Source organism: Nakamurella flava, assembly GCF_005298075.1.
In the GTDB taxonomy this organism is placed as follows: Bacteria; Actinomycetota; Actinomycetes; order Mycobacteriales; family Nakamurellaceae; genus Nakamurella; species Nakamurella flava.
The window spans coordinates 1,005,108-1,030,246 of sequence record NZ_SZZH01000001.1 but is presented as its reverse complement, the minus strand read 5'-3'; the positions used below and the strand labels follow the sequence as shown (position 1 = coordinate 1,030,246).

Here is a 25,139-nt window from a genome sequence, read left to right as displayed (position 1 = left end):
TTAACTCCTGCAGATACCCATCCCTGGCAGCGACCAAACAGGAACCTAAAATCGTTGCCCGTGACGACACCACAGACCTCCGCTGCCCCCAGCCGTTTCGCCGCCCTGCTCACCGAGCAGGTGGGGCACGAGTTCGCGGCCAGCCAGCAGTACATCGCCATCGCCGTCTGGTTCGATGCGCACGACCTTCCCCGCCTCGCGGCCCACTTCTACCGTCAGGCCGTCGAAGAGCGGAACCACGCCATGATGATCGTGCGGTGGATGCTCGACCGGGACCTGACCGTCGTCATCCCCGGTGTCCCTGACGTGCGGGTGGACTTCACCGACGTCGTGGAGCCGATCGAGCTGGCGCTGCAACAGGAGAAGGGCGTGACCGCCCAGATCGAGAACCTCTTCGCCACCGCGCGAGCCGAGAACGATTTCCTCGGCGAACAGTTCATGCTGTGGTTCCTGGCCGAGCAGGTCGAGGAGGTGGCGTCGATGAACACGTTGGTCACGGTGGCCAAGCGAGCCGGGTCGGACTGGTTCCAGATCGAGACGTTCCTGGCCCAGGAGCAGGTCGGTGACGCCGGCGCCGACCCGTCGGCCCCGGAAGCCGCCGGCGGCGCCCTGTGAGCGATCGATGACCGGGGTGTCGGAAGCTGTCGGGTCGGCAGGGGCGGGGGAGCGGGTCACCGCCCCCGGCCCCCGGGTCCGCCTGGTCGGTCACTCCGTCTTCACGCCGCCGGTCGACGTGCCCGGCTTCGAGGGGACCTGGACGACCGACGCCGCGGACGGGGACGCGCTGGCCGAGTTCGCCGGCCGGGCCTGCTACCGGTCGTGGTCGCGGCCGATTCCCGAGACCGCCGACAACGCCGGCTATCTCGACCACATCCTGCAGGTGGGTCACCTGGCCGTGCTGGAGCACAGCACCGCGACCTTCTACCTGACCGGGGTTCCGCTCTCGGTGGCCGCGGAAGTGGTACGGCACCGCCACTTCTCGGTCTCACAGCTGTCCCCGCGTCACCAGGCCGAGGCCGGGCCGGAGATCGTCGAACCGGCTGCGGTGGCGGCCGATCCGGGCCTGCACGCGCGGTTCCAGCAGGCCGTCGACGACGCGGCCGCCGCCTACGCGGCCCTGCTGGAGGTGCTCGACCCGGCCGGGGCCGGAGGTCGACCCGGGGTGCGAAACCCGTTGTCGGGTAAGCAGGCTCGGGAAGCCGCCCGTTCGGTCCTGCCGCTGGCCACGGCCACCGACCTGGTGGTGACCGGGAACTACCGCAGCTGGCGGCATTTCGTCGGCATGCGGGCCACCGATCCGGCCGACGTGGCCATCCGGACGTTGGCCGTCACCATCCTGCGGGAGCTGCAGCAGCTGGCCCCGCACTCCTTCGCCGACTTCCGCATCAGCGCGCTGCCGGACGGGACCGCCCTGGCCGCTTCACCTCTCGTCCGCGACGCCTGACCCGGCGACGTTCCGTCAGGCACCCACGGACTGCACCTCGAGCAGTGGACCCTGCTGACAGATGGAGACCCGGTCCTGGGCCCATCGGCCCGTCACCGTGACGGCACTGCCGAACGGGTGGGCGCCGGTGTCGAAGCCCAGCAGGCTGGCCAGGGCCGTGCCGGCGTCGTCGGCCAGGACGACGCAGCCGCGTTCCACGCCCTCGGTGACCGTGCCGGTCAGGGTCACCGCGCCGACACCGGGCAGGTCGGTCGTGATCGGGGTGGGGACGCCGGGGTCGGTCGTCGGATCGGACATGGTCCCTCCGGGGTTGGTGAGTGGTGGGTCGACGGCCGGTGCGGAGCTCGCGTCCGATCGACCGGTCCCAGTCTGCGGGCCCGGCGCGGGGGACGCGGGCTCGGCGCCGCAGGCGGCGGACGCGAGCACCATGTACAGGGCGAGACCGACGCCGGAACGCCGGATGGTCGCCGGGCACCCGTGCGGACGCCCCGTCCGGTGGATCTGTCGCATGTGACGCTCTCCCTCGGCTCTGGCCGCACCGGTCCGTCCGGGGCGAAGGTGAATCGCCGTTCGCATCATGACCCCCCGGGGTGGTCACCGCGCCCACCGTGGGCTTACGGTTCGTGACGATGCGTCGACGTCGCTGTCACCGCATCGTTGGTCGGCTGCCTACTCCGCTGGGGGTTGTGATGCGTCGTGTTGCAGGGAGGACGAGACGAGGGGCCTTCACGGTTGCCCTGTCCGTCCTGACCGTCTGTGGGCTCACGTTGTCGGCCACGGCCGCCGGCGCGGCCCCGGCCAGTCCCGGTGATCCGGACGGTCCGTCCGTTCCCGCACCGACGGCGGGGTCCTCCACGCCGGCGTTGCCGGGCACGGTGACCTCCGGCCGCTACGTGGTGGCGTTGGCCAAGGCTCCCGTGGCCACCTACACCGGCGGCGAGCAGGACATCCCGGCAACCAAGCCCCAGCCCGGGGCCAAGGTCGACGTCACCGCCGAGAACGCCCAGCGCTATTCCGCGGTGCTCAACACCGAGCACCAGGAGGTGGCCGCCTCGGTGGGGGCCGCGCCGGAGAAGTCGTACACCACGGCGTTCAACGGTTTCGCGGCCGATCTGACCGGCGAGCAGGTCGCCGCGCTCCAGAAGGACCCGGCCGTCGTCTCCGTCACCAAGGACACCCTGCGGGTGACCACCGACGACCACCGGTCGACCGATTTCCTCAAGTTGTCCGGGTCCACCGGGCTGTGGAGCACGCTGGGCGGGCCGAACCAGGCCGGCAAGGGCGTCGTCATCGGCGTGATCGACACGGGCATCTGGCCGGAGAACCCCTCGTTCAAGGGCGATGCCCTGGGAACGGCGCCGGACGCGAACAATCCGTACAAGGCCTACCGACAGGGCGACACCATCATCGCCAAGAAGGTCAACGGGGGCACGTTCACCGGCACCTGCCAGACCGGCGAACAGTTCAGCGCCAGCCTGTGCAACACCAAGATCATCAGCGCCCGGTACTTCGGTGACGCCTACCTCGGCTCCAAGACTCCGCTGGCGGACTTCAAGTCCCCCCGGGACGGGGCCGGACACGGCTCGCACACGGCGGGCACCGCGGCCGGAAACAACGACGTCTACGTCGGGGCCCAGAGCGGTCGCATCTCCGGTGTCGCCCCCGGCGCCTCCATCGCCGTCTACAAGGCGCTGTGGGAGGCCAAGGACCCGACCCTGTCCGGCGGTTTCACCTCCGACCTGGTCGCGGCCATCGACCAGGCCGTCGCGGACGGCGTCGACGTCATCAACTACTCGGTGGGTGCGCCCACGGAGTCCCCGGCCACCGACCCGGTGGCCCTGGCGTTCCTGTCCGCCGCCTCGGCCGGCATCTTCGTCTCCGCCTCGGCCGGCAACAGCGGTGCCGGTGCGTCCACCCTGGACAACACCCAGCCCTGGGTGACGACGGTCGCGGCCAGCACCGTCCAGCGATACGAGGCCAAAGCCAAGCTCGGCAACGGGGTCACCTACACCGGCGTCAGCACCACCGTCGGTGCGACCGTCGGGCCCAAGCCGTTCGTCGCGGCCCAGAACTCGGCCGTCTCCGGCACGCCGACCGACGCGGCCGCCCGGTGCTACACCGGCGTACTCGACCCGGCGAAGGTGGCCGGCAAGATCGTCCAGTGCGACCGCGGCGGCAACGCGCGGCTGGAGAAGTCCGCCGAGGTCAAGCGGGCCGGTGGCGTCGGCATGGTGCTGACCGACCTGCAGGATCTCGGTCCGATCGGCGACAGCCACTCGGTGCCGTCGATCGAGATCGACATCCCGGACGGTCAGAAGGTCAAGGACTACGCGCTGACCAGCGCAGCCACCGCCACCCTGGTGCCCAGCTCCTCGTCGACCATCCCGTACCCGCAGATCATCGGCTTCTCGTCCCGCGGACCGGCTCTGGCCACCAACCAGGACGTGCTCAAGCCGGATCTCGCTGCCCCGGGCGTCGACATCCTGGCGGCGGTCGCCCCGCCGAGCAACGACGGCAAGTCGTTCGCCCGCTACTCGGGCACCTCGATGGCCGCGCCCCACGTCGCGGGTCTGGCCGCGATCATCCGGGCCAAGAACCCGACCTGGTCGCCGATGGCGGTCAAGTCGGCCCTGATGACGACGGCGACCGACACCAAGACGCGGACGGGGGCGGCGAACACCGACGTGTTCGCCCAGGGTGCGGGCAACGCGAACCCGTCCTCGATGCTCTCGCCCGGCCTGGTCTACGACTCGTCGGACAACGACTGGCTCGCCTACCTGGAGGGCCTGGGCACCAACCTCGGCACCGGCGTCACGGCCAAGGACCCGAGCGACTACAACGCCCCGTCCTTCGCCGTCGGCCAGCTCGCCGGCAGCCAGACCCTGACCCGCACGGTCACCGCTACCACGCCGGGCCTGTACCGGGCGACGGCGTCGGTCCCGGGCTACACGGTGAAGATCACCCCGTCGATCCTGAACTTCGACACGGCGGGCAAGTCGCTGAGCTTCACCGCGACGTTCACCCGCACCACCGCGCCGCTGAGCACCTACGCCATGGGCTCGGTGACGTGGCAGGGAGCGGGCAAGACCGTGCGCGCTCCGGTGGCGCTGCGCAGCACGACCGTGGCCAGCACGTCCAACAAGGTCGACATCACCGGGTCGGGGTCGGCGAGCTGGCAGGTGACGTCCGCGTTCTCCGGCGCCTTCCCGATCACCGCCTACGGTCTGGCCCCGGTCAACGAGACGCCCGACGAGGTCTCGGTGACGCAGTCCAAGCAGTACGCGTTCACCGTCCCGAGCGGGAGCCATCTGGCCCGTTTCCAGACGGTGGTCGCCGCGGCCGGAGCCGACATCGACCTGTACCTGTACCGCAAGGTCGACGGCAAGTTCCAGCAGGTCGCGGCGTCGGCGTCCGGCAGCGCGAACGAGAAGATCGAGCTGGCCAACCCGCCGGCCGGTGACTACGTGGTCGCCGTCCTCGGGTACACCGATCCGCCCGGCCAGAGCAGCACGCCGTTCATCCTGCGGTCGGCGATCGTCACCAACGAGGTCGGCAAGGGCATCAGCGTGTCGCCGTCGAATCCGAACGCGACCGCCGGTCAGGCGTTCACGGTGACCGCCACCACCACCGTGCCCGATCCCAGCAAGGCCTACGTGGGCTGGGTCCAGTACCCGGATCTCACCGGCACCCTGGTCGAGGTGGCCAAGGCGGGCTGACCGCCCGCACGCCGCCTCCGGGCGGGGGCGACAGGCCGGGACGTGATCACGTCCCGGCCTGTTGGCGTATGCGGAGAGTTGCGAGTCGATTACGGTGTACTGCTGTGCCGTCCCCGGTTCCGGTGACGGGTCCACGGCGACAGGGGTGTGCGGTGCAGCGTGGTGTGCGGCGGATGTCGGTGGGGCTGCTGGCGGCCGTGCTGCTGGCCGGGTGTTCCTCCACCCCGGCCGGCGCCCCCGGGGCCACGGTCGAGGCCACTGCCGGTTCGGTGATCGCCCCGGACACCCGACCGGCCGACCCGCACGAGTCGATGGACCACAGCACCATGTCCGGCCCGGACGAGCCGTCGGCGCCGTCCAGCTCGGCGCCGTCGGGATCTTCGTCGGCCCCCGCGAGCGCGGCTCCGTCGTCCGGGGCCGTCGATGTCCTGCCCGGGATGCCGCCGGTCACCGACCCGGCGAACATCTACGGCGACGCCGGCGCGAACATGCTCAGCGACATCGCCCGGCGGTCCAAGCCGTACGCCTACGTCCCGCACACCAAGTCCGGTGAGGTCTGGGTCATCGACACCACGACATTTCAGGTGGTGAACAAGTTCTCGGTCGGCACCGAGGTCCAGCACGTGGTGCCGAGCTGGGACATGACGGCGCTGTACGCCACCGACGACCTGGGCAACGTGGTCCGGCGGATCGACCCCCTCACCGGCGAGCCGGGCGAGACGATCGACGTCTTCGACCCCTACAACATGTACTTCACCCCGGACGGGAAGTCGGCGGTCTCCGTGGCCGAGGCCTACCGCTCCCTGGTGTGGTACGACCCGACCACCTGGCAGGAGACCGACCGGGTCCGTTACGAGGACTGCAAGGGCATCGACCACGGCGACTTCACCCCGGACGGGAAGATCGCGGTCTTCAGCTGCGAGTTCGACGGACGGCTCGCCGTCATCGACATGCAGACCCACCAGCTCATCCGGATGATCGACCTCCCGGTGCGCAACACGACCATGGGCCCGCAGGACCTGCGCATCGCGCCGGACGGGTCGAAGTTCTTCATCGCCGACAGCGATTCCGACGGGGTCTGGGTGCTGGACGCCGACCTGCAGACCGTCACCCGGCACATCGACACCGGCGACGGCGCGCACGGCCTGTACTTCAGCCGGGACGCGACCCAGCTGTATGTGACCAACCGGCACGAGGGGTCGATCAGCGTGCTCGACGCCCGTACCGGCGATCCGATCACCAAGTGGCGGATCCCCGGCGGCGGCAGCCCGGACATGGGCAACGTCAGCGCCGACGGCAGCCAGTTGTGGCTCTCCGGCCGGTACGACAACGTCGTGTACGTCCTGAGCACGAAGGACGGCAGCCTGCTGCAGAAGATCCCGGTCGGCAACGGCCCGCACGGTCTGGCTCTGGTGCCGCAGCCGGGCCGCTACTCCATCGGCCACACGGGCATCACCCGCTGAGCCACCGGGGCTCGATACATCGGAATCCTCGGTGTCGGGTAGGGCGGCCGTTCACTGGGTACGTTGCCGGATATGAGCGATCCGACCCTGGCCCGCACCGAACGCGCCGCCCTGGCCACCCTGTTCCAGCGGGTCGGCCCGGACGCACCCACCCTGTGCGAGGGATGGAACAGCCGCGACCTGCTGCACCACCTGCTGGTCCGCGAACGCAACCCGCTGGCGTCCGTCGGTCAATTCGTCCCGCCACTGCACGGGCTGACCGATCGCGCGGTCGCCGAGTACGCCGCCCGTCCGTGGTCGTCGCTCGTCGCCGAGCTGCGATCCGGACCGCCGATGTGGCACCCGTTCTCCTGGGGCCCGGTCGACGCCCGCGTGAACGGTCTGGAGTTCTTCATCCACCACGAGGACGTCCGCCGCGGTGGTGACGACTGGGAACCCCGGGTGCTGGATGCGGCCACCGAGGACCAGTTGCGCGCCGCCCTGCGGTCCGGATTCGTCAAGCTGCTGGCCCGTCGACTCCCGGTGGGTGTGGTCGCCGTGCTGCCGGACGGATCCCGGACCACGGTGCGTTCGGGCGATCCCCAGGTCGAAGTGGTGGGGGAGCCGGGGGAGTTCATCTTGTGGCTGGCCGGCCGGGAGAAGGTGCAGCTGTCGTTCGACGGTCCGGCCGATGCCGTCACCCGTCTTCGCGCAGCGGTCCGGTCCATGTGACGACAGCCGCCGCCCGGCCCTGGCTGTCACCCGGGAGGGCCGCCGACCGGTAGGTTTCGATGTCATGACGACCCTCACCGCCGGACCTGCCGGCCGACCCGGGCGGCCGTTCGGCACCGTCCTGGCGGCCATGGTCACCCCCTTCACCGCGACCGGGGCGCTCGACCTGGACGCCGCGGCCGCGCTGGCCGTCCGGCTGGCCGACAACGGTCACGACGGGCTCGTGGTCAACGGCACCACCGGCGAGTCGCCGACCACCACCGACGCCGAGAAGGAAGCCATCGTCCGCGCCGTCGTCGAGGCCGTGGGTGACCGCATCACCGTCGTCGCCGGCGTCGGCACCTTCGACACCGCGCACTCGATCGCCGCCGCGAAGGCGGCCGAGAAGGCCGGCGCGCACGGCACCCTGGTGGTCACGCCCTACTACTCGCGCCCCCAGCAGGAGGGTCTGCTGGCCCACTTCGCGGCCGTCGCGGACGCCACCGACCTGCCCGTGATGCTGTACGACATCCCGCCCCGCTCGGTCGTGCCGATCAACCCGGACACCCTGCTGCGGCTGGCCGAGCACCCGCGGATCACCGCGGTCAAGGACGCCAAGGGCGACCTGTACCTCGGTTCCCAGGTCATCGCACAGTCCGACCTGGCCTATTACAGCGGCGACGACCCACTCACTCTGCCCTGGATGAGTGTCGGCGCGGTCGGCGTGGTGAGCATCGTGTCCCACATCGTCGGTCCGCACGTGCGGGCCATGGTCGACGCCGCCGCCGGCGGCGACTATGTGACCGCCCGCTCCATCCACGAGGCGCTCCTGCCGGTCCACCGGGCGATGTCCCGCACCGGCGGCGGGTCCGGTCTGGTCTTCGCCAAGGCCGCGCTGCGCCTGCAGGGCTTCGGTGTCGGCGATCCGCGGCTGCCGCAGATCCCGGCGACGTCGACCCAGACCGAGCAGATCGCCCGGGACCTCGACGAGATCGGACCGTTGCGGTGAGCCAGGGCGGACGCGGGGGGCAGCAGAACAACGGCCGCGGTGGCGGCCAGGGCGGCGGGCGGTCCGCCCCACCGGCACGGCCTCCGGCTCTGGAGCCCCCGCCGCCGCTGCGTCGCGGGGCGCTGCGGGTGGTCGCGCTCGGCGGTATCACCGAGATCGGCCGCAACATGACCGTCTACGAGTACGAGGGACGACTGCTCGTCGTCGACTGCGGGGTGCTGTTCCCCGAGGATCTACAGCCCGGCGTGGATCTGATCCTGCCCGATCTGCGCCTCATCGAGGACCGGCTGGACGACATCGACGCCGTCGTCATCACCCACGGGCACGAGGACCACATCGGGGCTCTGCCGTGGCTGCTGCGGCTCCGGTCGGACATCCCGATCATCGGGGCCCGCTTCTCGCTGGCCCTCATCGCGGCGAAGTCCAAGGAACACCGGTTGACGCCGAAGCTGGAGGTCGTCGCCGAGGGTGAGCGGCGCCGCGTCGGGTCGTGGGACCTGCAGTTCTACGCGGTCAACCATTCGATCCCCGACGCGCTGGCCGTCGGCATCCGCACCCCCGCGGGCACCGTGCTGCACACCGGCGACATCAAGCTCGACCAGCTGCCGCTGGACGGTCGGCTGACCGACCTGGCCGGTTTCGGTCAGCTGGGCGCCGAGGGGGTCGACCTGTTCTGCGTCGACTCCACCAACGCCGAGGTGCCCGGGTTCGTGGCCCCCGAGCGGGAGATCGGCCCGGTGATGGACTCCTACATCGCCAAGGCCAATCAGCGGGTCATCGTCGCCTCGTTCGCCTCCCATGTGCACCGCGTGCAGCAGATGCTGGACTCGGCCCAGGCCCACGGCCGCAAGGTCGCGTTCGTCGGCCGGTCGATGGTCCGCAACATGCAGATCGCTCAGGAGCTGGGGCTGCTGACGGTTCCCGACGGGCTGGTCCGTTCGCTGGACAAGGTGCTGGATCTGCCGCCGAACAAGGTGCTGCTCATCTCGACCGGGTCGCAGGGTGAGCCGCTGTCGGCGCTGTCGCGGATGTCCCGGGGGGAGCACCGGCAGGTGAACCTGCAGGAGGGCGACACTGTCATCCTGGCCTCGTCGATGATTCCGGGGAACGAGACCAGCGTCTTCACCGTCATCAACGAGCTGTCACGGATCGGGGTGACCGTCGTCCACCAGGGTCTGGCCAAGGTCCACGTCTCCGGGCACGCGTCCGCCGGTGAGCTGCTGTTCCTCTACAACGCGGTGCGGCCCCGCAACGTGATCCCGGTGCACGGCGAATGGCGGCACCTGCGGGCGCAGGCGAAACTCGCCATGGCGACCGGTGTCCCGCCGGAGCGGGTGGTGCAGGCGCCGAACGGCACGGTCGTCGACCTGGTCGACGGCAAGGCGCGGGTGGTCGGCCACATCGAGGTCGGCATGGTCTATGTGGACGGCAACGCGGTCGGCGATGTCGGCGATTCGACCCTGTCGGACCGCCTCATCCTCGGTGAGGACGGGTTCATCGCGATCACCGTGGTCATCGATTCGCACACCGGCCGTGCGGTGGCCTCGCCGACGATCTCCGGCCGCGGGTTCTCCGACGACCCGAAGGCGTTGGACGCCGTGGTGCCGCTGGTCGAGGCGGAACTTGCGCAGACCGAGGCCGACGGCATCACCGACACCCACCGCGTGGCGCAGGCCGTCCGCCGGGTCGTGGGCCGCTGGGTGGGCGACACCTACCGGCGTCGGCCGATGATCGTGCCGACGGTGCTGGCCGTGTGACGGCTTGATGGCGTGACGACGGCCGACGGCCCGGTGGCGGAGTGCTCCGCCACCGGGCCGTCGGTCTGTCCGGCGCCGCTCAGCTGGCGGGTTGGCCTTCGGCCAGGTACCGGAAGCGGAACTGCCCGCCGGTGTCGGCCTGGAAGGTCAGGGTGACCGCGACCGACTGACCGGGGGCCAGACCATCCTGCGGCAGCGGCACCGGGTAGACGGCGTTGAGCCCGCTGCCGGACGGGGTCAGCTGCTGGGCGGTGACCGGCTGGCCGTTGATCGTGAAGTTGGCCGTCGGGGTCGGCGGGGCGATACCGCGCAGAGCCGCGGTCGTGGCCCCGTTGGGCAGGGTCAACCCGGGCAGACCGTTGGCCTGGCTGAGGTCGATGAGCCGCAGCTGCACCTTGTCCATCGTCTGGGCCGTGCGGTTGGTGATGACCCGCCGGCTGACGATGGTGCCGCCCGGCTGCCCGCCCTGTGTGGTGATGGTCCGGTTCGGCGTGACCGACTCGGAGGCCAACGGGTTCAGCAGCGTGGACTCCAGGTCCCCGGCGTGGAACCACGGGCTGGTCGAGCTTTGCGGGGAGGCCGAGCCGGCCATCGCGGTCACCCCGGAGACGGGATTGCCGTCGGCCGACAGGAGCGCGAAGTCGACGGTGTTGTCGCCGGTGTTGCGGTAGAAGCCGTTCTGTTGCGGGCGGACCCAGGCGTAGTCGCGGGTGGGTTGGCCGAGGTCGGGGAGGGGGCCTGGACGCATCAGCCCGAAGCCATCCGGACCGACCGAATCGATGTACGTCTGGCTGTACAGGTTGACGAGCACCAGGTCCCCCGTGCCGAGGCCGTCAGCAAAGACGAGATCGGGTGTCGAGTTCGTCGTCGGGGTGTAGCCGGGACCAGCGAGGAGGAAGGAACGACCGGGCAGGAGGGTGGTGTCGGGAAGGGGAATCATGCTGCCGGGCGCGGCATACACCGTGAGTTCACCCAGCGGGACCGGCACACCGCTGAGGTTGGTGAGCTCCACGTACTGGTCGGTCGAGCCGTTGGGCCCGGACGCGCGGAATCCGGTGAAAGCCACGGACCCGATGACGGGGGCAACATTCACGTTGATGGCTCCGGTCTCCGAAGCCGCCGTGGAGCCGGGATCGAGGTAGCCGGTGCGGAGGGTCCACAAGCCGAAGTTCGGCAGGATCGCGGTGATGGTGGCTGTACCGTTCGTCACCGGCGCGTTGCCGAGCACGACGACCGTGCCGGAATCATCGGCCCCGTAGAACCGCACGAAGCCGGTGGTGATGGCGCCACCGTCGACACTCGTGACGTCCGCGGTGAGCGTGGTGGCGGTACCGAAGGTCATGTGGGACACGGGTCGCAACGTGGTCAGAACACTGTCCCGGACGGGGATCGTCACCGACATCCGGCTGGTGCCGCCGTCGGCGTCCTGAACCTGGATGGTGGCAGCGAACGTACCGGCGACGGCGGGGGTGCCACGGATCGTTCCTCGATCGGCCGCCAACGTCAGACCGCCCGGGAGCGCTCCGCCGGCAAGGGTCCAGGTGTAGGGGGCGCGCCCCCCGACGACGCGTGGCTGCCATGAGTAGGTGCTGCTGGTTTGCCCGGCCGGCGGGGTCAGGGCCAGCAGGTCGGGGACGGCGCCCGAGCTGGTCGACGCGGCGGGGATGTCGAGGGCGGGGGAGGGGGCCGACCGCGAGCTCGACCCGGCGGCGTTGAGCGCCGCCACCGAGAACTCGTAGGTGTGGCCCACGTCGAGCCCGGTCACGAGCTGTCGGGTGTCATAGGCGTCCCTGTCGACCGGAGCCTGCTCCACGCCGTCCCGGATCGGCGTGATCCGGTAGCCGGTCACCGGGCTCGAACCGTCGTCGGTGGGAGCGAACCAGCTGAGCTCGACCACGCCGTCACCCAGCGTTTCTCCGGGCTGGGCGTTGACCGCGAACGGCTCGGTCGGCACGGTGAACGGCGCCGCTGTCGCGCTGGTGCCGGGTTGGCTGCTTCCGTTGGCCGAGTCCGCGCGGACGGCGAACTGGTAGACGGAACCGACCGCCAGCCCGGTGAACTGGGTGGTGGTCGTTCCCGGTGGGAGCGTCCTTGTCAAGGCACCGACCGCCGCCCCGTCCCGGGTGGCGGTGACGGTGTAGCCGGTGAGGGAGGTGGTGCCGGCGGCGGGGGTGGTCCAGGTGAGGTCGACCCCCTCGGTGGTCGGTGTGGCGGTGACGACCGGGGCGTCGGGGATGTCGGCGTAACGGTAGCTCCCGGCGCCGAAGGCGTTGCGGGCCAGGACGCGGATGGCGACGTCACCGCCGCCCACGGGCATCGACGAGATCGACAGCACGCCGTCCTTCTCGGTGAAGCACTGAGGGGCGGCGATGGTGTCGCACTTGACGAGGGTGGTCCCGGTGCCGGCCGCGAGTTGGCTGGTGGTGCCGATCTGGACGGCGGTGGCCGTCGCCAGTCCGGTGCCGGTGATGGTGAGCGGGGTGTGACCGGCGCGCGGTCCGATGGCGGGTTCCACCGAGGTCACGGTCGGGGCGCTGGGAGTGGCAGCGGTGGTCGCGGTCGGGGCAGTGACGGTCTGCGTGCCGTCGGTGGCCTGGATGGTCGCGCCGGCGATGGCCGTGGAGGCGACGGGGGTGGTGGTCACGGCGGTGATGGTGAGGTCGCCGAGGACGGCGCCCGCGTCCGGAACCTGGTTGCTGACGCAGGACACCGCCTGCAGGCGGGCGGCGCTGCAGGCCCACCCGGTCCCGGCCGCGCCGAGCAGACGGACCCCGGTGGGGGTCGTGAGCGTCGTGGTGATGCGCCCGGTGGGCGTTTCCCCGCCGACGGTGGTCGCCACGTCGTAGGCCAGCGGCGACCCGGCCGCAGTGGTGTCCGTCGCGAGACCGAAGACCTTGGTGGACAGGCCCACCAGTGCCGCCGGCGCGGCGGCAGCGGCACCCGGCAGGGCGACGGTCACGCCGGCGGCCAGCGCGGCGGCGGCGGCCAGCGCAGCGATCCGGCGTCCTGGTGATCGAACAGTGCCGTGACGCCGATAGCGTCGGTCGTCGTTCATGGTCGTCCCCCCGATGGCGGCCCGGCGTGCGCCGGACCTCTCGCGCGGACGCTAGGCCACCCGCATGCCGGCGCATCAGCATCGACGGACCCGGCGCACGCCCACGCCGTCACGCCATCGGATCGACTTCCGAGCGAGAGGACCCGAGAGGGCGACCCGAGGTATCCGCAGGGTTCGGTACACAGGAATACCGACCTGCCCCCGTCGATCATGCATCGCGATCGACGCTGCCCCGGCCCCAGCGGGTGAAACACCGGCCATTCACCCCATCGGCCATCCGGCCCCGCGGGAGGGCGCCGCATCCGTCTTCCGCTACGGTGGACAGCCGCGACGAGGAGGCGACATGCCGCACCACCTGTACCACTGTGCCACCGCCACGGATTGGGCCGAGGCGACAACCGTTGGCGAGTACCGGGTGTCGACCCGAGGTCGCTCCCTGGAGGACGAAGGTTTCCTGCACGCGAGCTACGCCAGCCAGGTACAGGGGGTGCTCGACCGGTTCTACGCCGACCTCGAGGACCCGCTACTGCTCCTGGTCATCGACCCGGCGCGCCTGGACGTCGAGGTCATCGCCGAGAGCCCCGGCCCCGGGGTGAACGAGCTGTTCCCGCACATCTACGGCCCGCTACCGGTCGCGGCCGTGGTCGACGTCGTTCCCCTGGAGCGGCGAGACGGCGGCTGGCACTGGGCCGGTCCGCGGCCGCGCTGACCGGTGGTCAGCGTTCACGGCCGGCGTTCACCGGTGCGGTCGTGCTGGCCCGCTGACGGGCTCCGAGCACCACGTCGACCGCCAGGAACACGGCCAGGCTGATGCCCAGCAGCGGCACGAACCAGGTGCTCACCGCGGTGACCCCGCCGACCAGCAGCAGCGCCCCCGGACTCAACCGCCGCAGCGCCCCACGGGGATAGGCGCGGCCGACGGCGGCGCCGGTGGGGCGGCGCTGCCACCACATGCGGTAGCCCAGGATCATCACGGTGAGTAGCCCGACGGCCAGGGCGGCCAGCAGCAGTTGATTGACGATGCCGAACAGGATGCCCATGTGGGCGCCGATGACCCAGTCGGTCATCTTCGCCATGAACGGCCAGTCGGCGAAGTCGACCCGGTCCACGACCTGCCCGGTCATCGGGTCGACCGAGATGGCGTCGTAGCGGGTCGGTGCGGACCTCTTGTTCTCGCTGACCGTCCAGGCCGCGTTCGTGTCGGCCGGTGGGGTGATGTCCAGTGGCGCTTGCAGGCCCTGCGCGGTGGCCGCCGCGTAGACGCCGTCGATTCCGACCCCGCCCGCACCGGCGAGAAAGACGGTGTCACCGGTGGCCATGGTCATGCCGCCGTGGTGGTCGTGCCCGTCGGGGTTGCCGGCGGGGTCGGCGCCGATGCCGGCGGCCAGATCGGTGCTGACCGACGGGGTCCGCCAGTCCAGCGCAGAGCGGACATCGCCGATGCGCTCGCCGGCGTACTTCGACCAGGTCAGACCGCTGGCGGCCAGGGCGAGCAGTCCGATGGCCACCCAGGTGCCGGTGACGGCGTGCCAGGACCGGGTCTTTGCCCGTCCGGTCAGGGTGCCATCCGGGACGAGCAGGGTCCGGCGGCGGCTGCGACGACGACCGATCCACAGTGCCAGACCGCCCAGGACCACCACCCACAGCCAGCTCGCGGCGATCTCGCTGTAGAACCGGCCCACGGCACCCAGGTGCAGGGTGCGGTGCAGCTCGTCCAGCCAGGCCCGCACCCCGAGCCACTGGCCGAACGACTGAACCTGGCCCAGGGTCTGACCGGTGTAGGGATCGACGAACACGGTCATGGCGTAGTCGGCCGGGACCGTGGCGTCGCTGAACACGACCCGGGTGCTGCTGTCGTCGGCGACCGGCGGGGTGACGGAGAGGATGTCTCCGTCGGGGTGTGCGGCGCGGGCGGCGGTGACCTGTTCGCTGAGCGGAACCTGGGTGGTGCCGACCGGGACGGTGAGCTCGTCCCTGTAGACCAGATTCTCCAGCTGCGGCGTGATCGTGTAGAGCAGCCCGGTCACCGCGGCAACCAGGATGAAGGGTCCGATCAGCACGCCGGCGTAGAAGTGCAGGCGCAGCGCCAGAGGGCGCAGCTGGGTCCACCAGCCCCGGCGGGTCGGTGCGGGCGTCGGGCGGTGATCCGGCGTCGCCTCGGGTGCCGTGCCGGTGGGTGGCGTGTCGGCCGCGGGGGCCTGTTCGGAGGTGCTCATCGGGTCCGGGTTCCTTCGGTGGGGGCGCGACGCAGCGCACAGCGGGCCGCGGTGACCGGACGGGTGGCGTCCGGGACGGCGGTCGAGGGGAGGGTGTGGTGGTCGGGGGACTACCGGGGCGGGGCCCCGGCCGGTGCCGTGTCCGCGTCGTCGCGGTGGGAGCGACGTCGGGTGATGACGAGCCCGGCGACGCCCGCCGCGACGACCACAGCGGCGGCCACCATCCACCAGCTGGTTGCGGTGCCGTCGTCGGCGACCGCGTCGGCGGCGGTCGGTCCGGCGGCGGCGGCGGTGACCGGGGTGCCCGGTCCGAAGACCGTCGCCGTGGTTCCGACGGTGAAGTCGATCGACCCGCTGATGGGGTGGTCATCGGCGGAGATGACCCGGTAGCCGAGCCGGTAGGCGCGGTCGCCGCCCGGCTCTGCCGCGGGGGTGGCGGTGGCCGGCAGGGTCGCGGTGACGGTGGCTCCGTCGACCGTGGGGGACAGGGTGATCGGGCCCGCCCCGTCCGGAGTCAAGACGACGGTGACGAACTGGTCCTTGACCTGGTCGTTGAAGGTCAGGGTGAAGGTGCCGGGTAGCGCGGCCACCACCCCGCCGGCGGCCGGGTCGCTGCCGGTCAGGGTGTTGTGCGCGGCGGCCGGTAGCGCGCCGGCCAGCAGCAGGACCACGGCCGCGACGACCGACACCACCGCGGCGAGGGTCCGCGGCATCGCCCGGGGGCCGGTCACGCGAAAAGTCCCTGGCCGAGGTATCCGTCGGCGGGGGACCCGGGGGGGATCGCGAACACCGCGGACCCGATCGGGGTGGTCCACTGGTTGAACAGGTCCCGTTCGGCCAGCCGTTGCTGGATGGGCACGAATTGGGCGGCGATGTCGGCCTGGTAGCTGCAGAAGATCTGACCCGAGTCCGACCCGCCGTCGGCGGTGGGGGTGTCGTCGTAGTTGTAGGGGCGACGCAGGATCTGCCGGGCCGGACCATCGCCACGGGCCACCTTGATGTGGGCGAAATCGGCGATGGCCGGCAGCCCGGTGGCGTCCGGAACGGTGAAGTCGGGCTCGTCGTACTCCCGGGTACCGGACAGCGGCGACCCGTCGCGCTGCCGGCGCCCGATGGTCGCATCCATGGCCGCGGGGTCCAGCTCGTCCCACCTGTCGAGGTCCATCCGGATGCGCCGCAGCACCAGCGTGGTGCCGCCGGCGAACCAGCCGGCGTCCGCGCCGGCCCACACCCGGGAATCGAGTTCGGCGTCCGTGCTGGGGTTGACCGTGCCATCGAGCTGGCCCATCAGATTGCGGCCGGTCGCGCCGGCAGCGATCGCGCCGCGGGCGTTGAGGAAACCGCGTTGGGTCCAGCGCAGCCGCGTGAACGGGCGAGTGTCCTTGTGCAGCATGCGGTGTGCGTGCGCGACGATCATCGGGTCGTCAGCGCTGATCTTGATCAGCAGGTCCCCACCGGACCAGGCCGGGTCGAGGCGGTCGATGGCGGGGAACGCCGGCAGCTCCGTCAACCCGGTGGGCTGTCGGTCGGTGAGGCCGGTGGTGGTGAACAGGCCGGGCCCGAACCCCAGGGTGACGGTCAGCCGGGCCGGGGTCGCGGCCAGCTCGGGGGCGGTGTCGGCCAGGGCCGCGCGACCGGCCGTCATCCGGCGGATGTCGTCGGTCAGGATGCGCAGCAGGCCGACGACCCGCCGGGGCTCGGTGACCGTCAGGTCGTAGGCGGCGAACGTCGAGAACGCCTGCGCCGCCGTGACCACCCCGGCCTGGTGCACACCCTCGAACGGCACCGTGTCGCTGCCCACCGTGGCGTCGTCGCCGGACCGGGCATCGGCGTCCTCGGCTGCGGCCCCGGTGGCCGGCCACACCGTGGCCGCGGCGGTCCCGCCGACCAGCGCGGCGCCACCGAACAGGGCCCGTCGCCGGGAGATCCCACCCCGCCCGGGTCGTGGCCGCCCGGCGTCAGCCACCGGCGGACGGGCTGGCCGACCCGGCCGGCATGGACATGCCCGAGGAGCTCGGCATGTCCATGCCCGACATCCCGGCCATCGCGCCGGTCGACGGGCTGTAGGACTCGTTCGCTCCGGCGAAATCCTTGGCCAGCGCGGTGAATTGGAGCGTGGAACCGTCGTCCGCGGTGAGCGTCACGGTGACGTCGTCCCCGGCCTTGATCGGCTGCGTCACGTCCATGATCATCACGTGCAGGCCGCCGGGTTCCAACGTGGTGGTCCCCTCGGCGGGGACCGGGATGCCGCCGGCGACGGGCCGCATCACCATGGCGCCGTTGTCCATCGCCATCTCGTGCAGCTCGGTGTGCACGGACGCCGAGTTGGTGGCCGACACGATGGTCAACGGCTTGTCGGTGGTGTTCCTGATGACGCCGAACGCCGCCGTCATCGACGGGTCCTCCGCACCGTCGGTCGCCTTCACCCAGGCATCGGTGATCGACAACTCACCCGCGGCCGCCGACGACGCGGCCGAGGACGCGGCCGTCGATGCGGCTGCGGCGGTCGACGTGGCGGACCCGCCGGCGGCCGGCTGCGATGCACCACACGCGCTGAGCAGCACGGCCGCAGCAGCGGTTGCCACCGCGAGCTGGCAGGCCCGGATCACCGGGTGGGACAGAGTCGGGCTCACAGGTGTTCTCCGATCAGGGGTGCGGTGCTGTGCAGTGATCGACCGGTGCCCACGTCGGTGGAATTCGCGATCGACAGGCAGGTAGTCGTTCCACCGGCCCGGTGGGTTCCCGCGGCATCCCCGGTCTTCGCTGGGTTCCTGGTGCCCCGCGTGGTCCGGTTGTGTGTCCCAGTCGTCGGAACCGCATTCGCGATCGGGCCGCGGAAGGACGGTCATCGCAGGCCGGCTTGCTAGCGTGGGCGGGTGTCGACGGACGGTTCATGGGCGCAGGCGGAACGGTGGGTGCCCGCCGCGGTCGCCGGCGATCCGACGGCCGTCGACCAGCTGATCCGTTGCACCCAGGCCGACGTCTGGCGGTTCATCGCCTCGCTGGCCGGGCGGGGCGAGGCCGACGATCTGACACAGGAGACCTATCTGCGGGCGCTCCGGGCGCTGGGTGGGTTCGAGGGTCGATCCGGGTTGCGGACCTGGCTGCTGGTGATCGCCCGCCGCACCGTCGTCGACCACCTGCGCCGGCAGGCGTCCCGTCCGCGGACCGCCGACCTCGACGACTGGACGGTGCCCGCCGAGCGGGCCGCGGCCCGGTGGCGGCCGAGCAGCCGCAGTTCCGGCGCAGCCACCGAGGTCACGGACCTGCTCGACCGGCTACCGGTCGAGCGGCGGGAAGCCCTGGTGCTCACCCAGCTGGTCGGTCTGGGCTACGCCGAGGCCGCCGACGTGATCGGCTGCCCGGTGGGCACCGTCCGTTCCCGGGTGGCCCGGGCTCGGGAGGAACTGGCGACGATGCTCGCCGCGGGCGGGGGACAGGAAGGTCCCTCCGCGGCTGCTCGCTGACCGTGCGGCGGCGTCCGGCGCACGATCCGGGCGTCATTCCGCTCTCTCCATCGAAAGGTGACCATAGGGACGCCGGTGCGTGACGTGCCGAGGTGAGAGCCGAAATTGTCACCCGACTCGCATCGCCCGGTCGTGAAGTTCCGTCACTCTGTGTGCCAGGCTCCCGGACGTGTCTGTCGATCTAGCGGCATATCGTTCGCATGTCACCCTCGCCGCCGAGGGTCTGGCCGCCTCCCCCGCCCGGGACGGGGTGGACGGCGCCCTGGCCGAGGTCGCGACGGATCCGGTGCTGCTGGCGGTGCTGGATCGACATCCGCTCGGGGCCGGACATGTCGTGGACGCCATCGCCGGCACCCTGACCGTCCAGGACGGCACCCGCCGCGACTCCGTCGGCGACCTGCTCCGGGTCCACCTCCTGCACCAGATCGACGTGCTGTGGTGGGGGGACCGAGCCCCCGTTCCCCACCTCCCCCGACGTGGCCCGTTCGCCGGCGCTCGTCGACCTCGATCCGCTCCGCGCCCGCGGGCGGATCGCCTTCCGGTACCGCCGGCAGGCGACCGGGCTGCCTGTCCGGGTCGCCCGCGCCGTCGAACGCCGTCTTCGCCCCGGCGCCGCACCGGGCGCCGGCCTGCGGTACTGCCGCGCCCGGCCCGAGATCGTCAGCCTGTTGAACGAGCTCGCCCAGCAGCTCACCCAGGAGCACGGGGATGCGCGGGGGGCCCTGTGGCTGAACAGCGCGGTCCGCAGCCAGTCCCACCAGGACCATCTCCGCAGTCTGGGTTACTCGGCCCTGGATCCCAGTTCGCACTGCACCGGTTACGCCGCCGACATCACGGTGCGTCACCCCGCCCGACGGGGTGACGACGAAGCGATCGCAGCTGCCCTGAACGACATCCTGCAGCGCCGCCAGAACGCCGGGGAGCTCAACGTGATCCGTTCCGGGCGGGTGTGGCACACCTGTCTGGCACCGGCGGAGATACCGCGCCTGCGCGCCCGCTTCGACGCCGAGGGCGGGGTGAACTGACATGTGCGGTATCGCACTGGTCATCGGTCCTGGCGGTCAGCCGTCCGATCTCGACCCGATGATGGCCGCCATCGCCGGCCGGGGCGAGCTCGACGAGCGTCGACACACCCCGACGGTGCAGGCCGGGACGCAGCGCCTGCGCATCGTCGACCGGGAGCACGCCGTCCAACCGTGGCAGTCGCCGGACGGCCGATGGCTGCTCTGCTACAACGGCGAGGTCTTCAACCACGACGAGCTGCGGGCGGAACTGGCCGCCGCCGGGCACACCTTCGGCACCGAATCCGACACCGAGGTCGTCATGACGGCCTTCCTCGAATGGGGCGAGGCCGCGGTCGACCGGCTCCGGGGCGAGTTCGCCTTCGCCGTCGTCGATCTCCACACCGACGACACCTACCTGGTGCGTGACCCACTCGGGGTCAAACCCCTCTACTTCTCCTGGCGGCACGGCCGTCTGCACGTCGCCTCCGAGATCAAGGCCCTGGTCGGTGTCGGTGCGGCCATCACCGAGGTGCCGCCCGGCCATCACGGCTGGGCCCGGCGAGGCTCCGGACCACACCTGCTGCCGCACTACGACATCCGGTCGACGGTGCCCGTCGAGGAACAGGTGACCGACCCCCGGGAGGCGGTGGACCTGGTGCGGCGGACACTGTCGGAGTCCATCGCCATCCGGCTGCGGACCGACCTGACCGTCGGCGTCGTGCTCTCCGGCGGGTTGGACAGCTCCGTCGTGCTGCACCACGTGCACCGCATGCACCCGGACTGCGTCGCCGTCACCATCGGCGCCCCCGGGAGCAAGGACCTCGAACACGCCCGTCGCCTCACCGCCGAACTCGGGGTCCGCCACGAGGTGGTCGACCTGCGGCCCGCGGACCTCGGCTGGCGGCAGATGGCGCAGGCCGTCCGGGTGGGGGAACTCACCGAGTACGGCGACATCATCAACGCCGCCGTCTCGATCCCGTTGTTCCGGCGTTTCCACGACCTCGGCATCAAGGTCGTCCTCACCGGTGACGGATCGGACGAGCTGTTCGGCGGGTACCGGATGTACCACGACATCGACGCCGCCCAGGGGGAGCGCCTGTTCGTCCACAAGCTCGCCAACCTCGGTCGCACCGAACTGCACCGGGTCGACCGGGCGGCCATGAGTCAGGGCGTCGAGGCCCGGGTGCCGTTCCTGGACCGGGAGATGGTGACCCTGGCCCGGCGCATCCCGCTCGCCATGAAGATCGGTGGGCCGCAGGAGAAGTGGCTGGTCCGGGAGGCGTTCGCCGACATCCTGCCCGACCACATCCGCACCCGCCCGAAGTCCGGCATGTCCTACTCCTCCGGCCTGCACGACCGGGCCCGGTTGTTCAAACCCCTGTTCCCGACGCTGCACCGCCGCAACGGGTTCGACCTGCACGCCCCGGTGCGGCGTGACTTCGACACCGTGCTGCACCACCAGGGCGACGACCTCGACCTCGCGACGGTCGAACTGGCCCGGCGGGGTGACAACACGCCGCTGGAACGGGGCAAGGACCTGCTCGGGGCCGTGCGCTGGAACGTCGAACCGCCCGTCCGCCGGTGGCTGGCCGGGCGGCGCTGACCGCGTCGGCCGGCCCCGGACCGCGGGTGGACCGGTGCGTTTCAGGCCGCGCGGCGACCGGCCGGGCGCAGCCAGCGGCCCCGCCGTCCCGTCTCCTCCGTGCCGGCCACCCCGTCGGCCCCCTCCCCGGCGTCCGCACCCCGGTGCAGGACGGCGTCCCAGCCGGCCTGCCGGTGACCGGGTAGCGGCGACCGCCGGTAGGAACGGTCGACCCGCCACAGCACAAGGACCCCGATCACCACGAGCAGGTGGGAGACCACCCGAGCCGTGGTGACCTCCCCCCGCGCCAGGTCCGAGACCGACACGGCGGTCAGGACGCCGAGGAAGACCAGCAGCATCGGTAGCAAGCCGGCCGCCCGCCGGGGCATGACCGTCGCGGCCACGAACCCGGCGCCGATCGCGATGTTCCAGGCCGAGCTCTCGTTGAACAGGTGATCGTCCGGCGGGCCGGCCATCGCCATGTGGTCGGCGTGGCCGGCCATCCCGAACAGCGAGATCCCGAAGAGCTGCGCCGTCCCGAGCAGCAGTTGCGCGACGGCGATGACCGCGAGGGCGACCCGCCAGGTGTCGGTCGACCACCACCAGGCCGGTCCGCGACGGGACCCCGCACCCGTCGCGGGAACCGACCGGACGAGCCCGGTCGCCGCCGCCGCGGCCCCGATGGCGCCGGACAGATCGGGCACGTCGTCCACGGACCGCACCTTGAGAAGCCGGCTGACGGTCGACGTGCGCTCCTGCCAGTCACGGCAGGCCGCACACCCGCTGAGGTGCTCGTCCAGTTGGGCGTCGGACAGCTCCGCGGGCTCACCGTCCCACCCCGCGGACAGCGACTCCCGACACTGCTGGCACGCTGGTGGTGTCCCGGTCACCCCGAGAGTGTCGACCGGATGGGGCCCGAAGTTCCACACCCCGGCGGAACCACCCGTCCGGGGCCGGTCCGTCCCGCCGAGGTCACGCCGGCCGAACCACCCCCACAGGCCTGACCTGCGGCTGTGAGAACAAGAAAATTGTTCCGTAACGCCGCTCGGCTGCGAACGAAACATCGCCGAACGACTCTGGAAACCGTGATCGCGACCGCCGCCGCGTCTTCCACCCCTGCCGGGGCCACGGAGACCCACTGCCCGTACTGCTCGCTGCAGTGCGGCATCTCCCTGACCCGCAAGCCCGCCGGCGGCATTCGACCCATCGTCCTGGAACCTCTGGACTTCCCGACCAACCGGGGCGGCCTGTGCGCCAAGGGCTTCACCGCCGCCGAACTGCTGGACCACAAGGAACGGTTGCTGACCCCGCTGGTGCGGACGGTGGACGGCGACCGCACCAGCCCGCTCCGGCCGGCGTCGTGGGCCGAGGCGCTGGCCCGCATCGTCGCCGCCGTCACCCACAGCCAGCAGACCCACGGCCCGGACGCGGTCGGCATCTTCGGCGGCGGCGGGCTGACCAACGAGAAGGCCTACGCGCTCGGCAAGTTCGCCCGGGTGGCGCTGCGGACGGCGATGATCGACTACAACGGCCGGTTCTGCATGTCGTCGGCCGCCACCGCCGGGAACCGGGCGTTCGGGATCGACCGGGGCCTGCCGTTCCCGCTGGCCGACATCGCCGAGGCGGCGGCCGTGCTGCTGGTCGGGGGCAACCCGGCCGACACCATGCCGCCGGCCATGCAGTACTTCGACGAGGGCCGGGCCAAGGGGGCGCGGCACATCGTGGTCGATCCCCGGCTCACCAACACCGCCGCCGGCGCCGGCCTGCACCTCGCGCTCCGGCCCGGCACCGACCTGGCCCTGGCCAACGGCCTGCTGCACATCGCGATCCGCGAGAACCTCGTCGACATCGACTACATCGCCGCCCGCACCACCAACTTCGCCGCCGTGAAGGCCGCCGTCGCCGCCTACTGGCCGGATCGGGTCGAACGCATCACCGGTGTCGCGGTCGCCGATCTGGAGCAGACCGTCCGCACGCTGGCCGCGGCCCCGTCGGCGATGATCCTCACCGCCCGCGGCGCCGAACAGCACAGCAAGGGCACCGACACCACGCACGCCTGGATCAACCTGGCGCTCGCCCTGGGGCTGCCCGGCAAGTGGGCCTCCGGCTACGGCACCATCACCGGCCAGGGCAACGGCCAGGGCGGCCGCGAACACGGTCAGAAGGCCGATCAGCTGCCCGGCTACCGCCGCCTGGACGACCCGGCGGCCCGCGCCCACGTCGCCGGCGTGTGGGGGATCCACCCCGACGAACTGCCCGCCCCCGGCAAGTCGGCCTTCGAGATGCTCGACCGCCTGGGCACCGACGGCGGCGTCCGCACCCTGCTGGTCTTCGCGTCCAACGTCATCGTCTCGGCCCCCGACGCGAACCGGGTCCGCCGCCGCCTGCAGGCGCTGGACACCCTGGTCGTCTCGGACATCTTCCTGTCCGAGACCGCCCAGCTCGCCGACGTCGTCCTGCCGACCGCCCAGTGGGCCGAGGAGGAGGGGACGATGACCAACGTCGAGGGCCGGGTCATCCGCCGCCGCCGCGCCGTCGTGCCGCCGAAGAGCGTGCTCACCGACCTGCAGGTCATGCGCCGGCTGGCCGATGCGCTCGGCCGGGGCCGGTTCTTCTCCGACGAGCCGGCGCAGGTGTTCGACGAGTTGCGCCGGGCCAGCGCCGGGGGACTGGCCGACTACGCCGGCATCACCTACGAGCGCATCGAGGCCGAACAGGGCGTGTTCTGGCCGTGCCCGACCGCCGACCACCCGGGGACGCCGCGACTGTTCGCCGACCGGTTCGCCACCGCCGACGGGCGGGCCCGGTTCTTCCCGGTGCACCACCGCAAGCCGGTGGAGAGCCCGGACCGCAGCTACCCGTACACACTGACCACCGGTCGACTGCTCACCCAGTACCAGAGCGGCACCCAGACCCGGCGGCTCGGCGGCACGATGGTCCCCGACCCCACGGTGCAGCTGCACCCGGACCTGGCCCGCCGGCTGAGCATCGAGAACGCCGACATGGTCGAGCTGCGCACCCGGCGCGGGGCGGCCGTGTTCCGGGCCGACGTCACCACCGCGATCCGGGCCGACACCGTGTTCACCCCGTTCCACTGGGGCGGGGCGAGCAACGCCAACGTGCTCACCGACCCGGCCCTGGACCCGCTGTCGAAGATGCCCGAGTTCAAGGTGTGCGCCGTCGACGTCGTCCGGGTCGGCGACCCCGACGACACCCACCTGCTCGCCCGCGTCCCGGCCCAGCCCGCTCCCCAGCGGTCCGCCTTCGGACCCGACCGGGCCGCCCAGGCCCCCCGATCCCGATCCCGCAGCGTCGCCGGATCCGCTCCACCGTCCCGCCCCGCCGCATTTTCCAGGACAAAGGACAACGCGATGCACACCCGGAACAAGTTCCTGCAAGGCGTCTTCGGATTCACCGGCAAGGGCATCGACCAGCCCGTCCCGCTGGATGCCTCGCTCAGCTACCTCGTACCGGACGGTTCGGTCGCCCAGGCCCTGTACTTCCGCGGCGGCAACACCACCGACGAGCTGATCACCCTCGTCATGCTGCGCGACGGGGTGCCGATGCGGTACTTCCCGATCGGCGCCAAGTCGGACGTGCACGTGCCGCTGCGGGTCGTCGAGGACCTGGAGGGCGGCACCACCGTCGAACTGCAGCTGGCCGCCCCCGACGGCCTGACCGGCACCGTGATCCTGGACATCGGACTGGTGGTCGTCTGATGTCCATCGACCACACC

Annotated in this window: 20 protein-coding genes; 12 read left to right on the top strand and 8 right to left on the bottom strand. The window is 71.6% G+C overall.

Features of this window, described 5'->3' with window-relative positions:
- Positions 1-54: 54 nt before the first annotated feature.
- Positions 55-615 (top strand): ferritin, encoded by a 561-nt coding sequence (locus FDO65_RS04615; RefSeq protein ID WP_137448246.1) that lies wholly within the window; start codon positions 55-57, stop codon positions 613-615.
- Between the two features lie 7 nt (positions 616-622).
- On the top strand, positions 623-1,444 hold the full coding sequence (gene thyX, locus FDO65_RS04610) for an FAD-dependent thymidylate synthase (RefSeq protein WP_137448245.1): 822 nt from the start codon (positions 623-625) through the stop codon (positions 1,442-1,444).
- Between the two features lie 15 nt (positions 1,445-1,459).
- On the opposite strand, the gene FDO65_RS04605 is transcribed toward thyX, so the two are convergent.
- Positions 1,460-1,741 (bottom strand): hypothetical protein, encoded by a 282-nt coding sequence (locus tag FDO65_RS04605; RefSeq protein ID WP_137448244.1) that lies wholly within the window; start codon positions 1,739-1,741, stop codon positions 1,460-1,462.
- Between the two features lie 470 nt (positions 1,742-2,211).
- Here FDO65_RS04605 and FDO65_RS04600 point away from each other — a divergent pair, with 470 nt between their 5' ends.
- The 5 genes from FDO65_RS04600 (at position 2,212) to FDO65_RS04580 (ending at position 10,079) form a co-directional block, all read left to right on the top strand.
- A complete protein-coding gene (locus FDO65_RS04600) occupies positions 2,212-5,160 on the top strand; it encodes a S8 family serine peptidase (RefSeq protein WP_205849780.1) in 2,949 nt (982 codons plus the stop codon).
- Between the two features lie 173 nt (positions 5,161-5,333).
- Positions 5,334-6,623, top strand: coding sequence for a YncE family protein (locus FDO65_RS04595; protein ID WP_205849779.1), 1,290 nt, complete (start codon positions 5,334-5,336; stop codon positions 6,621-6,623).
- A 72-nt stretch (positions 6,624-6,695) separates the two neighbouring features.
- On the top strand, positions 6,696-7,334 hold the full coding sequence (locus FDO65_RS04590) for a TIGR03085 family metal-binding protein (protein ID WP_137448242.1): 639 nt from the start codon (positions 6,696-6,698) through the stop codon (positions 7,332-7,334).
- A 64-nt stretch (positions 7,335-7,398) separates the two neighbouring features.
- Positions 7,399-8,322 carry a 4-hydroxy-tetrahydrodipicolinate synthase gene (gene dapA / locus FDO65_RS04585; protein WP_137448241.1) on the top strand — a complete coding sequence of 308 codons (924 nt, stop codon included), beginning with the start codon at positions 7,399-7,401 and terminating at the stop codon, positions 8,320-8,322.
- An 89-nt stretch (positions 8,323-8,411) separates the two neighbouring features.
- Complete coding sequence (locus tag FDO65_RS04580) at positions 8,412-10,079, top strand: ribonuclease J (RefSeq protein ID WP_137449456.1); 1,668 nt, start codon at positions 8,412-8,414, stop codon at positions 10,077-10,079.
- Positions 10,080-10,158: 79 nt separating this feature from the next.
- Here the strand turns inward: FDO65_RS04580 and FDO65_RS04575 are convergent, their stop codons facing one another.
- On the bottom strand, positions 10,159-13,134 hold the full coding sequence (locus tag FDO65_RS04575) for a fibronectin type III domain-containing protein (protein ID WP_137448240.1): 2,976 nt from the start codon (positions 13,132-13,134) through the stop codon (positions 10,159-10,161).
- 343 nt (positions 13,135-13,477) lie between these two features.
- Between FDO65_RS04575 and FDO65_RS04570 the strand changes: the two genes are divergently transcribed.
- On the top strand, positions 13,478-13,843 hold the full coding sequence (locus FDO65_RS04570; protein WP_137448239.1) for a DUF952 domain-containing protein: 366 nt from the start codon (positions 13,478-13,480) through the stop codon (positions 13,841-13,843).
- A gap of 7 nt (positions 13,844-13,850) precedes the next feature.
- Here the strand turns inward: FDO65_RS04570 and FDO65_RS04565 are convergent, their stop codons facing one another.
- The 4 genes from FDO65_RS04565 to FDO65_RS04550 all read right to left on the bottom strand — a co-directional run bounded on the left by FDO65_RS04565 (position 13,851) and on the right by FDO65_RS04550 (position 17,983).
- The gene (locus FDO65_RS04565; RefSeq protein WP_137448238.1) at positions 13,851-15,350 is read right to left on the bottom strand and encodes a PepSY-associated TM helix domain-containing protein; all 1,500 of its coding nucleotides are present in this window, start codon (positions 15,348-15,350) and stop codon (positions 13,851-13,853) included.
- Between the two features lie 110 nt (positions 15,351-15,460).
- Positions 15,461-16,081, bottom strand: a complete 621-nt coding sequence (locus FDO65_RS04560; protein ID WP_137448237.1) for a copper resistance CopC family protein — start codon at positions 16,079-16,081, stop codon at positions 15,461-15,463.
- Complete coding sequence (locus FDO65_RS04555; RefSeq protein WP_205849778.1) at positions 16,078-17,316, bottom strand: Dyp-type peroxidase; 1,239 nt, start codon at positions 17,314-17,316, stop codon at positions 16,078-16,080. The genes FDO65_RS04560 and FDO65_RS04555 overlap by 4 nt, the downstream gene beginning before the upstream one ends.
- Positions 17,309-17,983, bottom strand: coding sequence for a copper chaperone PCu(A)C (locus FDO65_RS04550; RefSeq protein WP_205849777.1), 675 nt, complete (start codon positions 17,981-17,983; stop codon positions 17,309-17,311). The genes FDO65_RS04555 and FDO65_RS04550 overlap by 8 nt, the downstream gene beginning before the upstream one ends.
- Positions 17,984-18,226: 243 nt before the next feature.
- On the opposite strand from FDO65_RS04550, the gene FDO65_RS04545 reads away from it, so the two are divergent.
- Positions 18,227-18,817 carry a sigma-70 family RNA polymerase sigma factor gene (locus FDO65_RS04545; RefSeq protein WP_137448235.1) on the top strand — a complete coding sequence of 197 codons (591 nt, stop codon included), beginning with the start codon at positions 18,227-18,229 and terminating at the stop codon, positions 18,815-18,817.
- Between the two features lie 181 nt (positions 18,818-18,998).
- Here FDO65_RS04545 and FDO65_RS04540 read toward each other — a convergent pair whose 3' ends face one another.
- Positions 18,999-19,238: a hypothetical protein gene (locus FDO65_RS04540; protein WP_137448234.1), complete on the bottom strand. Its 240-nt coding sequence runs from the start codon at positions 19,236-19,238 to the stop codon at positions 18,999-19,001.
- Positions 19,239-19,293: 55 nt separating this feature from the next.
- Here FDO65_RS04540 and FDO65_RS04535 point away from each other — a divergent pair, with 55 nt between their 5' ends.
- Entirely contained in the window at positions 19,294-19,842 is a 549-nt protein-coding gene (locus tag FDO65_RS04535; RefSeq protein ID WP_137448233.1) for a DUF5715 family protein, read from the top strand.
- Between the two features lies 1 nt (position 19,843).
- The gene (locus tag FDO65_RS04530) at positions 19,844-21,424 is read left to right on the top strand and encodes an asparagine synthetase B family protein (RefSeq protein ID WP_137448232.1); all 1,581 of its coding nucleotides are present in this window, start codon (positions 19,844-19,846) and stop codon (positions 21,422-21,424) included.
- 41 nt (positions 21,425-21,465) lie between these two features.
- Here FDO65_RS04530 and FDO65_RS04525 read toward each other — a convergent pair whose 3' ends face one another.
- Positions 21,466-22,293, bottom strand: a complete 828-nt coding sequence (locus FDO65_RS04525) for a zf-HC2 domain-containing protein (RefSeq protein WP_166442027.1) — start codon at positions 22,291-22,293, stop codon at positions 21,466-21,468.
- 195 nt (positions 22,294-22,488) lie between these two features.
- Between FDO65_RS04525 and FDO65_RS04520 the strand changes: the two genes are divergently transcribed.
- Entirely contained in the window at positions 22,489-25,122 is a 2,634-nt protein-coding gene (locus tag FDO65_RS04520; RefSeq protein ID WP_240757416.1) for a molybdopterin oxidoreductase family protein, read from the top strand.
- The last annotated feature ends 17 nt before the right edge of the window (positions 25,123-25,139 follow it).